This window comes from Pseudomonas sp. 31 R 17, assembly GCF_900004915.1.
GTDB classification, from domain to species: domain Bacteria; phylum Pseudomonadota; class Gammaproteobacteria; order Pseudomonadales; family Pseudomonadaceae; genus Aquipseudomonas; species Aquipseudomonas orientalis_A.
This window is the reverse complement of sequence record NZ_CVTN01000065.1, coordinates 122,914-138,149: the sequence shown is the minus strand read 5'-3', so window position 1 is coordinate 138,149 and position 15,236 is coordinate 122,914. Positions and strand designations below refer to the sequence as shown.

The window sequence follows — 15,236 nt, the reverse complement described above, 5'->3', positions numbered from 1 at the left end:
GGCAAGTTTCAGGCTGCCAGTGGCTTAATCCCCAGCGCTTGCAGCCTGAAGCCTCCTCCCCTTCCGGATGACGCTTATGTCCAAGTTAAAACATGTATTTCTGCAAGCCGCCGGCTGGCTGTTGTTTCTCAGCCTGCTGATGGGACTCGCCCTGCTGTTGCCGGCGAGCACCTTCGATTCGCAATCGAAGAATTTTATTTTCCTGATTGGCGCCGTCGGTATCTGGCGCTACTCGATGGGTGCAACGCATTTCTTTCGCGGCATGCTGTTCCTGTACGTGGTGTACCCGCACCTGCGCCGCAAAGTGCGCAAGCTGGGCAAGGCCGCCGACCCATCCCATGTGTTCCTGATGGTCACCAGCTTCAGGATCGATGCGCTGACCACTGCGCAGGTCTACAGCTCGGTGATTCGCGAAGCCATCGAATGCGGCTTCCCCACCACCGTGGTCTGCTCGCTGGTGGAAATGTCCGACGAGCTGCTGGTCAAGAGCCTCTGGGAAAAAATGAACCCACCGGCTCACGTCAAGCTCGACTTCGTGCGCATCGCCGGTACCGGCAAGCGCGACGGCCTGGCCTTCGGTTTCCGCGCCATCTCACGCCACCTGCCGGATGACCGCGCCGTGGTGGCCGTGATCGATGGCGACACCGTGCTGGCCGAAGGCGTGGTGCGCAAGACCGTGCCGTGGTTCCAGCTGTTCGGCAATGTCGGTGGCCTGACCACCAACGAATTCTGCGAAGTGCGCGGCGGCTACATCATGAGCGAGTGGCACAAGCTGCGCTTCGCCCAGCGCCACATCAACATGTGCTCCATGGCCCTGTCCAAGCGCGTGCTGACCATGACCGGGCGTATGTCGGTGTTCCGCGCCAGCGTGGTGACTGACCCGGGCTTTATCGCCGACGTGGAAAGCGACTCGCTGCAACACTGGCGCCTGGGCCGCTTCAAGTTCCTCACCGGTGATGACAAGTCCAGCTGGTTCAGCCTGATGCGCCTGGGCTACGACACCTTCTACGTGCCGGATGCCGCGATCAACACCGTGGAACACCCGCCGGAAAAGAGCTTTATCAAGGCCAGCCGCAAGCTGATGTTCCGCTGGTACGGCAACAACCTGCGCCAGAACTCTCGCGCCCTGGGCCTGGGTGTGCGCCGCCTCGGCGTGTTCACCAGCGTGGTGCTGTTCGACCAGCGCGTGTCGATGTGGACCTCGCTGCTCGGCCTGACCGTGGCAATCATCGCCACCTTCAAATACGGCGGCGCGTTCATCCTCGCGTACCTGCTGTGGATCGGCATCACCCGCCTGATCCTCACGCTGCTGCTGTCGTGCTCCGGCCACAAGATCGGCCCGGCCTACCCGCTGATTCTCTATTACAACCAGATCATGGGCGCGCTGGTGAAGATCTACGTGTTCTTCCGCCTTGATCAACAGTCCTGGACCCGCCAGGACACCAAACTGACCCGCGATTTGGCCAGCTTTCAACGTTGGTTCAACACCTGGTCGTCTCGGACCATGACCTTCTCCGCCGGCAGCATTTTCGTCGCCGTGTTGCTGATGATGGTCTGACCCTGCCAAGCCTGAATTAACTTAAGGAATGCCCTGATGAACAGCCAAGTAAACGCCAACGTAGTCCACGAATCCGAAGCCCAGCGCCAGCACGCCCGGGTCAAAATCCCGGCCAAGCTGCGCTTCTTCAACACCGACCGCACGCAGACCGAAGCGCGGGTGATCGACTTGTCCGCCGGCGGCCTGGCGTTCACCGCCACCCAGCCGCTGACCATCGGTGAGGTGCACAAGGGTCGCCTGCAGTTCGTGATCGACAACCTCGGTCTGGCGATGGATGTGGAGCTGCAGATTCGCTCCTACGACCGCCAGACCGGCCGCACCGGCTGCCAGTTCCAGAACCTCGATGCCCAGGATATTTCCACCCTGCGCCACCTGATCACCTCGCACTTGTCCGGTGACATCGTGACCATGGGCGACGTGCTGGCCACCTTGCAACGCGACAACTTCACCAAGGCCCGCAATGTCAAGGACGGCGGCAGCAACATGAGCGCCTTTGGCCGCTTGCGCGCCGTGACCTTCAGCCTGGCGATCTTCCTGGTCGGCCTCGCCGCGTTCGGTTTCGTCTTCAAGTCCCTCTACGGCATGTACTTCGTCAGCCACGCCCAGGCAGGTATCGTCAGCGTACCGGGCATGAACGTGACCATGCCGCGTGACGGCACCGTGCAAAGCCTGCTCAAGGGTGACGCGGTAGCGGCCAAAGGCGCGCCGCTGGCGACCTTCAGCACCAGCATGCTCGATGTGCTCAAGGGCCATCTGGACGAAGACCAACTGCAACCGGCCAAGGTTGAAGAACTGTTCGGCAAGCAAATGACCGGCACCCTGACCTCGCCGTGCGATTGCGTGGTCGCCCAGCAACTGGTCGCCGACGGCCAGTACGCCAGCAAGGGCGATGTGATCTTCCAACTGGTGCCGCGTGGCAGTCAGGCCAACGTCGAAGCCCGCTTCACCTACCGCCAGTTTGGCGATGTGCGCCCCGGTACGCCGGTGAGCTTCCAGGTCGCCGACGAAGAGCAGGTGCGCACCGGCACTATCGTCAGCAGCACCAGCCTGAACAGCGCCGACCTGTCCTCCGACATCCGCGTGCAGATCAAGCCGGATGCCCCGCTGGACAGCACCTACGCCGGCCGCCCGGTGGAAGTCACCAGTGACCGCGGCCCTTCGCTGAACTGGCTGATCGATAAAGCCATGGCTCACGGTCTGTAAGCGAGGACATGCCTGTGAACCCTATTTCAAGAACAACACAATCCCTGTGGGAGCGGGCTTGCCACAAAAAACCCTCCCACATGGGTTCGGTGGCGTTGCTGGCGGTTGCGGTGAGCCTGGCCGGTTGTGCCGGCCTGCCCGACCAGCGTCTGGCCAATGAAGCGCTCAAGCGTGGCGACACCGTCACCGCCCAGCAGAATTACCAGCAACTGGCAGACCTGGGCTACAGCGAGGCCCAGGTGGGCCTGGCCGATATCCAGGTCGGTACCCGCGATCCGGCGCAAATCAAACAGGCCGAGGCCACCTACCGCGCGGCGGCGGACACTTCGCCCCGGGCCCAGGCGCGCCTGGGTCGCCTGCTGGTGGCCAAGCCCGGCGCCACCGAAGCTGAACACCATGAAGCCCAAACGTTGCTGAAAAAAGCCTTTGCCAATGGCGAAGGCAATACCCTGATTCCGCTGGCGATGCTGTACCTGCAATACCCGCACAGCTTCCCCGACGTGAACGCCCAGCAACAGATCAGCCAATGGCAGGCCGCCGGTTACCCGGAAGCCGGCCTGGCCCAGGTGCTGCTGTACCGCACCCAGAACACCTACGACCAGCATCTGGATGATGTCGAGCGCATCTGCAAGGCGGCGCTCAACACCACCGATATCTGCTACGTTGAGCTGGCCACCGTCTACCAGAAAAAAGCCGAGCCGGAAAAACAGGCCGAGCTGCTCAAGCAGATGGAAGCAGGCTACAGCCGTGGCACCGTCACCGCCCAGCGCGTCGACAGCGTCGCCCGCGTACTCGGCGATGCCACCCTCGGCACGCCGGACGAGAAAACCGCCCAGGCCTTGCTTGAAAAAATCGCCCCGGGTTACCCGGCATCCTGGGTCAGCCTGGCGCAACTGCTCTACGACTTCCCCGAACTGGGCGATGTCGACCAGATGATGAAGTACCTGGACAACGGCCGCGCCGCCGACCAGCCACGCGCCGAATTGCTGCTGGGCAAGCTCTACTACGAAGGCAAGTGGGTACCGGCCGACGCCAAGGCTGCCGAGGCGCATTTCGAGAAAGCCGTGGGCCGTGAAGTGGCCGCCGATTATTACCTCGGCCAGATCTACCGCCGTGGCTACCTGGGCAAGGTCTACTCGCAAAAAGCCCTCGACCACCTGCTGACCGCAGCGCGCAACGGCCAGAACAGCGCCGATTTCGCCATTGCCCAACTGTTTTCCCAGGGCAAGGGCACCAAGCCCGACCCGCTCAACGCCTATGTTTTCAGCCAACTGGCCAAGGCCCAGGACACGCCGGAAGCCAATGAGCTGGCCACCCAGCTCGAAGCCCCGCTGACGCCTGAGCAACGCGCCGAAGGCCAACGCCTGGTGCAACAGGAGCTAGCCGCCCGCGGCACCCTGGCCCAAAGCACGCTGCAACTGCACGCCCTGCAAGAAGAAGACGGCGAGGAATCCCTATGAAGCTCAATCCATTCGTCAAGGCCGGCATCGGCCTGTCCTTCGCCCTGCTGTGGTCGTGCCCGACCCTGGCCGCGCTGACCGAAGCCAAGAACTTCGGCCTGGAAGTCAAAGCCACTGCGCAGTCCGAAGACGACCGCGACCTGGGCACCCAGAAAGGCGGCGACGTCAACGGTATCGGCCTTGACCTGCGCCCGTGGATCTACGGCGAAAGCGGCGCGTGGAGCGCCTATGCCATGGGCCAGGCGGTGGCCTCCAGCGACATCATCGAGACCGACACCCTGCAACAGTCGGCGGATGACACGACCGAACAATCGAGCAACGACGACCGCAAGGCCAAGAAAAACTACCTGGCCCTGCGCGAGTTCTGGGTCGGCTACAGCGGCTTCACGCCCTACCCCGGCGAGATCCTCAAGTTCGGTCGCCAGCGCCTGCGCAATGACGACGGTCAATGGCGCGACACCAACATCGAAGCGCTGAACTGGACCTTCGACACCACCCTGCTCAAGGCCAACGTCGGCGCCGCCGAACGCTTCAGCGAATACCGCACCGACCTCAAGGAACTGTCGCCGGTCGACAAGGACCGCCAGCACTTCTACGCCGACGCCGCCTACCAGTGGACGCCGGGCCAGTGGATCGGCCTGCGCGGGCACCATACCCATGACGACGGCAAGCTCGACTACGCCGAACCGGGCGTGGCCAGCGACCCATTGGACAAGCGCGAAAACGGCGACCTGACCTGGCTCGGCATCGAAGCCAACAGCGACGCCTATAACTGGCGCAACACCAACACGGTCAACTACTGGGCCAGCATCACCGGCATGAAGGGCGACCGCGACACGGTCAATGCCTTGAACGCCGATGGCAGCCGCCCGACCAATGCCAAGCGCAGTGATGACGTCAGCGGCTGGGCCACGGATATCGGCGTGCGCCTGCGCCTCGACCCGCAGTGGCAAGTGGGCGCGGCCTATTCGCGCGCCAGCGCCGAGTACGAACAGAACGGCCTGCAAAGCAACCGTTCGAACTGGACCGGCACCCAGTCCCGCGTGCACCGCTTCGGCGAGGCGTTTCGCGGCGAGATGAACAACATGCAGTCCATGAGCCTGTTCGGTTCCTGGCAGCTGCGCGAGGACTACGACGCCAGCCTGGTGTACCACAAGTTCTGGCGCGTGGACGGCAACAAGCCGGTGGGCAGCAACGGCATCGACGCAGTGCAGAACAACACCGACGACGTGACCGGCGCGATCCTCTCCAGCACCTCCCTGCCCCTTGAAGACGGCAAGAAGGACCTCGGCCAGGAGATGGACCTGGTCGTCACCAAGTACTTCAAGAAAGGCTTGCTGCCCGCCGCGCTGAGCCAGTCGATCGACGAGCCCTCGGCCCTGGTGCGCTTGCGTGCCGGCGTGTTCAAGCCGGGTGACGCCTATGGCAGCCAGGTCGACTCCTACATGCACCGCGCCTTTGTCGACGTGGTCTGGAAATTCTGATGGGAGCCTGCGCAATGAATGCTCAAAGCCTACTCGTCGCGGCAATGCTGGTGGCCAGTGCCCCAGCGTTTGCCGACACGGCGGCCAAGGCGCCGACCATCGCCAAGGAACTGCAACAGGCCAAGACCTACACCATTTCCAGCCCGCCCACCGCGCCGCTGGAAATGGCCAAGCCGGCGCTGCCCGACCTGTCGGGCTACACCGCTGCGGCCATGGAAAAGAAAATCGTCAGAAGCAAACCGGGCAAGATCAGCATCCGCCGCATGATGCAGGAAGACGCGCTCAAGGACTTTATCGGCGGCGACAACAAGATGGCCGAATGGGTGGTGCGCCAGCATGGCATTCCCCAGGCGATCTTTGTCGACGACGGCTACATGAACCTCAAGGACCTGCTGGGCAAGGTGCCCAAGCAGTACTTCAGCGAGACATCGCCCGGTGTGTTCCTGGCCAAGTTGCCCATCGTGGTCGGTCGTAAAGGCATCCTCGATATCGACAAGAACACCCAGGAACTGCGCCTGTCCCAGCAAGCCGGTTCGTTCCTGATCAACGACGGCCAACTGTTCGTGCGTGACACCAAGGTTACCGGTTGGGATGAAAAAACCAACGGCCCGGCGCTGTTCAAGTCGCCCAAGGAGTTCCGCCCGTTCCTGCTGGCCTGGGGCGGCACCGAGACCTATATCTCCAAGACCAAGATGGCCAGCTTCGGCTATGCCAACAGTAAGTCGTACGGGGTGAGTATTTCCCAGTACACGCCGAACATGGCCAAGGTGCTCAAGCGTCCCGAGCCGACCGGCTGGATCATCGACTCCGAGTTCTCGGACATGTGGTACGGCTTCTACTGCTACGAGACCACAGGCTTTGTGATCAAGGGCAATACCTACAAGGACAACATCGTCTACGGCATTGACCCCCACGACCGTTCCCATGGCCTGATCATCGCCGACAACACCGTGTACGGCACGAAGAAGAAGCACGGCATCATCATTTCCCGGGAAGTGAACGACAGCTTCATCTTCAACAACCGCAGCTACGACAACAAACTGTCGGGCCTGGTGATCGACCGTAACAGCGTGAACAACCTGATCGTCGACAACGAGATCTACCGCAACCACACCGACGGCATCACCCTCTATGAGAGCGGTGACAACCTGCTGTGGGGCAACAAGGTGATCAGCAACCGTCGCCATGGCATCCGCGTGCGTAACAGCGTGAACATCAAGCTCTACGAAAACACCGCCATGGCCAACGGCCTGACCGGCGTGTACGGCCACATCAAGGACTTGACCGACACCGACCGTGACATCGCCCTCGACCCGTTCGACGCCAAGGTCTCGCTGATCGTGGTCGGCGGCGAACTGGCGGGTAACGGCAGCGGGCCGCTGTCCATCGATTCGCCGTTGAGTATCGAGCTGTATCGCGTGTCGATGCTGGCGCCGACCAAATCCAGCGGCATCAGCTTCTCCGGCATTCTGGGCGAGCGCCAGGAAGAGATTCTCGACCTGCTGGTGCGCCAGCAGAAAGCCGTGCTGATCGACCCCGTCGAACGCCAGACCGAACTGCAGGACTGAGGATGACCCTTATGCACCCACACATGATCAAACTGCTGAGCCTCTCGGGTCTGACCCTCGGCCTGCTCGCGGCCAGCCAGGGCGTGCGCGCCGATGAAGTGAAGGCACCGACTTTCACTGCCGAACCGTGCTGCAGCCTGTGCCCGGCCGCCCACGACGCGAAGAACTACACCACGCGCTACCAGCAGAACTTCACCACCCTGGTGCAAGCCCAGGGCGACTGGCTGTTCCGTACCCAGGAAGACCTGCGCACCGAATTCGACACCACGCCGGCCGGCTACAAGCGCATGCAGCAGTTGCACGACGCGTTCAAGAGCAAGGGCGTGGAACTGGTGGTGGTCTACCAGCCGACCCGTGGCCTGGTGAACCGCAACAAGCTCAACCCCGAAGAAAAAGCCAGGTTCGATTTCGACAAGGCCCTGGGCAACTACAAAACCATGCTCGGCCGTTTCGCCAAGATGGGCTATGTGGTGCCGGACCTGTCGCCGCTCACCAACGAGCAATTGCCCGACGAGTTGCCGGCCCATGATTTCTACTTCCGTGGCGACCAGCACTGGACCCCGTACGGCGCCCAGCGCACCGCCAAAATCGTCGCGGCCAAGGTCAAGCAGATGCCGCAATACGCGGAAATTCCCAAGCGCGAATTCGAGACCAAACGCTCGGGCCGCATGGGCAAGACCGGCACCCTGCACAACATGGCCGGGCAACTGTGCGGCACCAGCTACGCGATCCAGTACATGGACCAGTTCACCACCGAACCCAAGGGTGAAGCCGGTGACGGCGACCTGTTCGGCGATTCGGGCGACCCGCAGATCACCCTGGTGGGCACCAGCCACAGCGGCAAGAACTACAACTTCGCCGGTTTCCTGCAGGAAGAAATCGGTGCCGACATCCTCAACGTCGCCTTCCCTGGCGGCGGCCTGGAAGGCTCGATGATCCAGTACCTGGGCAGCGAAGAGTTCCAGAAAAACCCGCCGAAGATCCTCATCTGGGAATTTTCGCCGCTGTACCGTCTCGACCAGGAAACCATCTACCGCCAGATGATGGCGCTGCTCGACAACGGCTGCGAAGGCAAGACTGCGCAGATGTCGGCCAGCACCACATTGAAACCGGGCAAAAACGAACTGATGGTCAACAGCGCGAACAAAGACCTGCGCAACGCCAACCATCAGGTCGATATCCGCTTCGCCGATCCGTCGGTGAAAACCTTGCAAGCCACCCTCTGGTACATGAACGGGCGCCACGAGGACATCAAGATCGAGAAACCCGAAACATCCGATACAGACGGGCGTTTCGCCTTTGAACTGCGCACCGATGAAGACTGGGCCTCGCAGAACTTGCTGGCCGTGGAAGTGCAGGGCCCGGAAAAGGGCGCTGCCGCGCAGAAAGTCGAAGCGAAAATTTGCACACGCAACGTATTCCCAAGCGGTGGTCAGCAGACCGCCCAACTCGGGAAGTGAGGTTACCTATGCAAAAGTTATTGCTCCCCACCCTGCTGGGCCTGGCCATGTTTGCCGGCGCCGTGAATGCGGCCGCGCCACTGCGTCCGCCCCAGGGCTATTTCGCCCCGATCGAAGCGTTCAAGACCGGCGACTTCAAGGAAAACTGCGACACCATGCCGACGCCCTACACCGGGCCGTTGCAGTTTCGCAGCAAGTACGAAGGCTCGGACAAGGCTCGCTCGACACTGAATGTGCAGTCGGAAAAAGCCTTTCGTGACAGCACCGCCGACATCACCAAGCTGGAGAAAGACACCAGCAAACGCGTGATGCAGTTCATGCGCGACGGCCGCCCACAGCAGCTCGAATGCACGCTGAACTGGCTGGTGTCGTGGGCCAAGGCCGATGCCTTGATGTCCAAGGACTTCAACCACACCGGCAAGTCCATGCGCAAATGGGCACTGGGCAGCATGGCCTCGGCCTATGTGCGTTTGAAGTTCTCCGAGTCGCACCCGCTGGCCAACCACCAGCAGGAATCGCAACTGATCGAAGCCTGGTTCAACAAACTGGCCGATCAGGTGGTGAGCGACTGGGACAACCTGCCGCTGGAAAAAACCAACAACCATTCCTACTGGGCCGCCTGGTCGGTGATGGCGACCTCCATCGCCACCAACCGTCGCGACCTGTTTGACTGGGCCGTCAAGGAATACAAGGTCGGTGTGAACCAGGTCGACGACCAGGGCTTCCTGCCGAACGAACTGAAGCGTCAGCAACGCGCCCTGTCGTACCACAACTACGCCCTGCCGCCGCTGTCGATGATCGCCAGTTTTGCCCTGGTCAACGGCGTGGACCTGCGCCAGGAAAACAACAGCGCGCTCAAGCGCCTGGGCGACAAGGTGCTGGCCGGGGTCAAGGACCCGGACATCTTCGAACAGAAGAACGGCAAGGAGCAGGACATGAAGGACTTGAAGCAGGACATGAAATTCGCCTGGCTCGAGCCTTTCTGCACCCTCTACACCTGTGCCCCGGAAGTGATCGAGCGCAAGCACGGCATGCAGCCGTTCAAGACCTTCCGTCTGGGCGGCGACCTGACCAAGGTCTACGACCCGACGCATGAAAAAGGCAACAAAGGCAGCTGACTAAACGCGGTAGGAAATGTGGGAGGGGGCTTGCCCCCGATGGCGGAGTAACAGTCGCCATCTGTGTTGAATGACACACCGCTATCGGGGGCAAGCCCCCTCCCACATTTTTGAGCCGGTTTCGTCAGTCGGAATGTTGTACCGCCCTCCCCGAATTTCGTGGGGGGTTTGGGGGGGCTGCGGCCCTTGACTGTTGGTTTAAACATGGAGAGATCGGGATGGTTTTCTCGTCCAACGTGTTCCTGTTTCTGTTCTTGCCGATCTTTCTCGGCTTGTACTACTTGAGCGGGCAACGCTATCGCAACCTGCTGCTGCTGATTGCCAGCTACGTGTTCTACGCCTGGTGGCGAGTGGACTTCCTGGCGCTGTTCGCCGCCGTCACGCTGTGGAACTACTGGATCGGCCTCAAGGTTGGTGCCGCCGGTGTGCGCACCCAACCGGCGCAGCGCTGGCTGCTGCTCGGCGTGGCCGTCGACCTGTGCATCCTCGGCTACTTCAAGTACGCCAACTTCGGCGTCGACAGCATCAATGTGATGATGAAGTCGGCGGGCCTGGAGCCGTTTATCCTCACCCACGTGCTGTTGCCGATCGGGATCTCGTTCTACATCTTCGAGTCCATCAGCTACATCATCGACGTGTATCGCGGCGACACCCCGGCAACGCGCAACCTGATCGACTTCGCGGCGTTCGTGGCGATCTTCCCGCACCTGATCGCCGGCCCCGTGTTGCGCTTTCGCGACCTGGCCGACCAGTTCAACAACCGCACCCACACCCTCGACAAGTTCTCCGAAGGCTGCACGCGGTTCATGCAGGGTTTCATCAAGAAAGTCTTCATCGCCGATACCCTGGCGGTGGTGGCCGACCACTGCTTCGCCCTGCAAAACCCGACCACGGGTGACGCCTGGCTCGGCGCGCTGGCCTACACCGCGCAGCTGTACTTCGACTTCTCCGGCTACAGCGACATGGCCATCGGCCTGGGCTTGATGATGGGTTTCCGCTTCATGGAAAACTTCAAGCAGCCGTACATCAGCCAGTCGATCACCGAGTTCTGGCGGCGCTGGCATATCAGCCTGTCCACCTGGCTGCGTGACTACCTGTACATCACCCTGGGCGGCAACCGCAAAGGCACGCTGACCACCTACCGCAACCTGTTCCTGACCATGCTGCTCGGTGGCCTGTGGCACGGTGCGAACATCACCTACATCGTCTGGGGTGCCTGGCACGGCATGTGGCTGGCGATTGAAAAAGCCATCGGCCTCAACACCGCGCCACGCAGCTTCAACGTGCTGCGCTGGGCCTTCACCTTCCTGCTGGTGGTGATGGGCTGGGTGATCTTCCGTGCCGAAAACCTGCACGTCGCCGGGCGTATGTACGGTGCGATGTTCAGCTTCAGCGAGTGGTCGCTGTCGGAACTCAACCGCGCCAGCCTCACCGGCCTGCAAGTGGCGACCCTGGTGGTGGCCTACGCAACGCTGGCGTTCTTTGGCCTGCGTGATTTCTACCGCAACCGCCCTGCCGAGAAATTCAAGCCGAGTGATCCGAGCCTGATCAAGGCAGTACCCGGCGACAACCCCGGCAGCATCCACGAGCCCGGCTTCAGCGTGGGCCGTGACGCTGCCGTGCAACCGGCCTACTGGACCGCTGACTGGCCACGCTACGCCATGCGCGCGGCGGTGCTGCTGCTGTTCGTGGCCTCGATCCTGAAACTGTCGGCGCAGAGTTTCTCGCCGTTCCTTTACTTCCAATTCTGAGGGAGCCGACCATGACCCGTTCATTACGCATCCTCTATATCAGCCTGTTCCTGGCGCTGCTGCTGGCACTGGGCGCCTGGTCGCTGCGCAGCTTCCTGGGCTTCAGCACCAATGCCGATGCCACTGTGCTCAACGGCCGCTGGACCAAGGCCGTCGAGACGCACTACGACGACGCGTTCCCGATCAAGCGCCTGGGCACCAACCTGTGGGCCGCGCTGGACTACAAGCTGTTCAACGAAGGTCGCCCTGGCGTGGTGCTGGGCCGCGATCACTGGCTGTACAGCGACGAGGAATTCAACCCCGCCGTCAACGAAGACCAGAACCTGCAAGGCAACTACGCGCTGGTCGAAGGCGTGCGCCAGAAGCTCAAGGCCCAGGGCATCCAACTGGTGATGGCGATCGTGCCGGCCAAGGTGCGCCTGTACCCCGAACACCTGGGTGAAGTGAAACCGGCAAGCATCCACGCCAACCTGTATCAGGACTTCCACGCCCGTGTCGCGGCAGACAACATCCCCGCCCCGGACCTGCTCGGCCCGCTGCAACAGGCCAAGCTCGCCGGCAAGCAAGTGTTCCTGCGCACCGACACCCACTGGACCCCGGACGGCGCGGAAATCGCCGCCAAGCAATTGGCCAGGGCGATTGCCGACAAGACCCCGCTGAGCGGCGAGCCGCAGCGCTTTGTCACCGAAGCGGAAAAGACCGAGCCGCATAAAGGCGACCTGCGCCTGTTCCTGCCCCTGGATCCGTTGTTTGAAAACCTGATGCCCCCCAAGGAGCCGCTGCAAAAACGCGTCACCCACCTGGCCGAAGAGAAAGGTGATGACGCGCTGTTCAGCGACAGCGAAACGCCGGTGGCCCTGGTGGGCACCAGCTACAGCGCCAACCCCAACTGGAACTTCGTCGGCGCCCTCAAGCAAGCCCTGGGCAGCGACGTGGTCAGCTACGCCGAAGACGGCCACGGCCCGATCCTGCCGATGCTCAGCTACCTGAAAAGTGACGACTTCAAGAACAGCCCGCCTCAGGTGCTGATCTGGGAATTCCCTGAACGCTATCTGCCCGTCAACAACGAAATCGGTGATGCCGACCCCGCGTGGGTTGCGCAGCTTAAACAAGCCGGTTCGCGCCAACAGAACATGGCAAGCAACACCCCTGCTTTTAAAAATCAGAAATCCGAGACGCCCGACCGGGCGCAAAACTGAAAGAGAGGTAACTCACATGACTTTCACTACAACTCCTCGTCGTCTCGCCAAGACCCTGGCTATCGCCGCCGGCCTGAGCTTCGTATCCATGTCCGCCTTCGCCGGTGGTGACGCCGCGCTCTACGGCCCAACGGCGCCGAAAGGCTCGAGCTTCGTGCGCATCTACAACGCCAGCAACCAGGAAGTCAGCGCCACGGTCGGCGCCACCAACCTCAGCGACGTTGCGCCACTGGCCAGCAGCGACTTCAGCTTCATGCCGGGCGGCGACTACAGCGCCAAAGTCGGCAGCCAGACCGTACCGGTCAAGCTCGCCGCCGATCACTACTACACCCTGGTCAACAGCGGCAGCGGCCAGCCTCAGTTGATCGAGGAACCGCCGTTCAAGAACAAGCAGAAATCCCTGGTGCGCGTGCAGAACCTCAGCGACAAGGCCCTGACCCTGAAGACTGCCGACGGCAAGACCGACGTGGTCAAGTCGGTGGCCGCCAAGGGCCGTGGCGAACGTGAAATCAACCCGGTGAAGGTGAGCCTGGCGTTGTATGACGGTGACAAGAAAGTCGGCGATGTGAAGCCGGTTGCCCTGGAGCGCGGTGAGGCAGCGGTGCTGTACGTCACCGGTTCCGGTTCAAGCCTGTCGCCGGTCTGGGTGAAACGCCCAGTGTCGACCCGCTGATTATTTCCCGAACTGAACGCAATCTACTGTAGGAGCGGGCTTGCCCGCGAGGAACGTCAACGATGACGCAGCGCCTTTGGTTTATCGCGCTGCTCTCAGGTTTTTCGCGAGCAAGCTCGCTCCTACAGGGGATCGAGGCGCCGGTTCGGACCGAGACAAAAACAAGAGTGAAACGACAAACCTTCGTAGCTCTGACCCAAACTGATTCAAGGAGAAACACCCATGATTCCAGTCATCCTTTCCGGTGGTAGCGGCTCACGTCTTTGGCCGCTTTCGCGTAAACAGTTCCCCAAGCAATTTCTGGCCCTGACCGGCGAGCACACGTTGTTCCAGCAAACCCTGGAACGCCTGGTGTTCGAAGGCATGGACGCCCCCATCGTGGTCTGCAACAAGGACCACCGCTTTATCGTCAACGAGCAACTGAGCGCGCGCAAGCTTGAGTGCCAGCGGATCCTGATGGAGCCGTTCGGCCGCAACACCGCGCCGGCCGTGGCCCTGACCGCGATGATGCTGGTCAATGAAGGCCGTGACGAGCTGATGCTGGTGCTGCCTGCCGACCACGTGATCGACGACCAGAAAGCCCTGCAACGCGCCCTGGCCCTGGCCACCGTGGCCGCCGAGCGCGGCGAAATGGTGCTGTTCGGCGTGCCGGCAACCCGTCCGGAAACCGGTTACGGCTACATCAAGTCCAGCAACGATTCGCTGCTGCCTGAAGGCGTAAGCCGCGTGCAGCAGTTCGTGGAAAAACCCGATGAAAAACGCGCCGTCGAGTTCGTCAAAAGCGGCGGCTACTTCTGGAACAGCGGCATGTTCCTGTTCCGCGCCAGCCGCTTCCTGGAAGAGCTGAAAAAGCACGACCCGGACATCTACGACACTTGCGTGCTGACCCTGGAACGCAGCGAGCAGACCGCCGACACCGTGACCTTCGACGAAGCCACCTTCGCCTGCTGCCCGGACAACTCCATCGACTACGCCGTGATGGAAAAAACCCAGCGCGCCTGTGTGGTGCCGTTGAGCGCCGGCTGGAGCGATGTGGGCTGCTGGGCCTCGCTGTGGGCGGTCAATGACAAAGACGCCAACGGCAACGTGAGCAAAGGCGACGTGGTGATCCAGGACAGCCGCAACTGCATGGTGCATGGCAACGGCAAGCTGGTCTCGGTGATCGGCCTGGACAACATCGTGGTGGTGGAAACCAAGGACGCGATGATGATTGCCCACAAGGACAAGGTCCAGGGCGTCAAGCAGATGGTCAACACCCTCAACGAACAGGGCCGCAGCGAGACCCAGAATCACTGTGAAGTCTATCGTCCGTGGGGCTCCTACGACTCGGTGGACATGGGCGGGCGTTTCCAGGTCAAGCACATCTCGGTCAAGCCGGGCGCCTGCCTGTCGCTGCAGATGCACCACCACCGCGCCGAACACTGGATCGTGGTCAGCGGCACCGCTGAAGTCACCTGTGACGACAACGTGTTCCTGCTCTGCGAGAACCAGTCCACCTACATCCCGATCGCCTCGGTGCACCGCCTGCGCAACCCGGGCAAGATCCCGCTGGAGATCATCGAGGTGCAATCGGGCAGCTACCTGGGCGAAGACGATATCGAGCGCTTCGAAGATATCTACGGTCGCTCCACGCCGATTGAACGTGGCGTGTCGGTGAAAACTATCGCGCAGTAAAACAGTCGTACAAGAAGCCCTCACCCAGCCCATTGCGTCCCCTATCCGCAGTGGGTTGGGTGGGGGCTTTTACCTGACGGTTCACTGG

General features: G+C 61.7%; 11 protein-coding genes. All 11 read left to right on the top strand.

Annotated elements, in window-relative coordinates:
* Nucleotides 1–76 precede the first annotated feature (76 nt).
* The 11 genes from alg8 (at nt 77) to BFP89_RS12835 (ending at nt 15,148) form a co-directional block, all read left to right on the top strand.
* On the top strand, nt 77–1,558 hold the full coding sequence (gene alg8, locus BFP89_RS12885; RefSeq protein WP_163001686.1) for a mannuronan synthase: 1,482 nt from the start codon (nt 77–79) through the stop codon (nt 1,556–1,558).
* A gap of 36 nt (nt 1,559–1,594) precedes the next feature.
* Nucleotides 1,595–2,761, top strand: a complete 1,167-nt coding sequence (locus BFP89_RS12880) for an alginate biosynthesis protein Alg44 (RefSeq protein ID WP_065885861.1) — start codon at nt 1,595–1,597, stop codon at nt 2,759–2,761.
* An 80-nt stretch (nt 2,762–2,841) separates the two neighbouring features.
* Nucleotides 2,842–4,221, top strand: a complete 1,380-nt coding sequence (gene algK / locus BFP89_RS12875; RefSeq protein WP_065885860.1) for an alginate biosynthesis TPR repeat lipoprotein AlgK — start codon at nt 2,842–2,844, stop codon at nt 4,219–4,221.
* Nucleotides 4,218–5,705: an alginate export family protein gene (locus tag BFP89_RS12870; protein ID WP_065885859.1), complete on the top strand. Its 1,488-nt coding sequence runs from the start codon at nt 4,218–4,220 to the stop codon at nt 5,703–5,705. Before algK ends, BFP89_RS12870 begins: the two co-directional genes overlap by 4 nt.
* Nucleotides 5,705–7,273, top strand: a complete 1,569-nt coding sequence (gene algG / locus BFP89_RS12865; RefSeq protein ID WP_065885858.1) for a mannuronan 5-epimerase AlgG — start codon at nt 5,705–5,707, stop codon at nt 7,271–7,273. Before BFP89_RS12870 ends, algG begins: the two co-directional genes overlap by 1 nt.
* Before the next feature lie 11 nt (nt 7,274–7,284).
* Entirely contained in the window at nt 7,285–8,733 is a 1,449-nt protein-coding gene (locus BFP89_RS12860) for an alginate O-acetyltransferase (RefSeq protein ID WP_065886443.1), read from the top strand.
* Between the two features lie 8 nt (nt 8,734–8,741).
* Nucleotides 8,742–9,851, top strand: a complete 1,110-nt coding sequence (locus BFP89_RS12855) for a mannuronate-specific alginate lyase (RefSeq protein ID WP_065885857.1) — start codon at nt 8,742–8,744, stop codon at nt 9,849–9,851.
* A gap of 218 nt (nt 9,852–10,069) precedes the next feature.
* Nucleotides 10,070–11,602 carry an MBOAT family O-acyltransferase gene (locus BFP89_RS12850; protein WP_065885856.1) on the top strand — a complete coding sequence of 511 codons (1,533 nt, stop codon included), beginning with the start codon at nt 10,070–10,072 and terminating at the stop codon, nt 11,600–11,602.
* An 11-nt stretch (nt 11,603–11,613) separates the two neighbouring features.
* The gene (locus tag BFP89_RS12845) at nt 11,614–12,801 is read left to right on the top strand and encodes an alginate O-acetyltransferase (RefSeq protein ID WP_065885855.1); all 1,188 of its coding nucleotides are present in this window, start codon (nt 11,614–11,616) and stop codon (nt 12,799–12,801) included.
* A gap of 16 nt (nt 12,802–12,817) precedes the next feature.
* Complete coding sequence (locus BFP89_RS12840; RefSeq protein WP_016978194.1) at nt 12,818–13,474, top strand: alginate O-acetyltransferase AlgF; 657 nt, start codon at nt 12,818–12,820, stop codon at nt 13,472–13,474.
* Between the two features lie 222 nt (nt 13,475–13,696).
* Entirely contained in the window at nt 13,697–15,148 is a 1,452-nt protein-coding gene (locus tag BFP89_RS12835) for a mannose-1-phosphate guanylyltransferase/mannose-6-phosphate isomerase (RefSeq protein ID WP_057724648.1), read from the top strand.
* Nucleotides 15,149–15,236 lie beyond the last annotated feature (88 nt).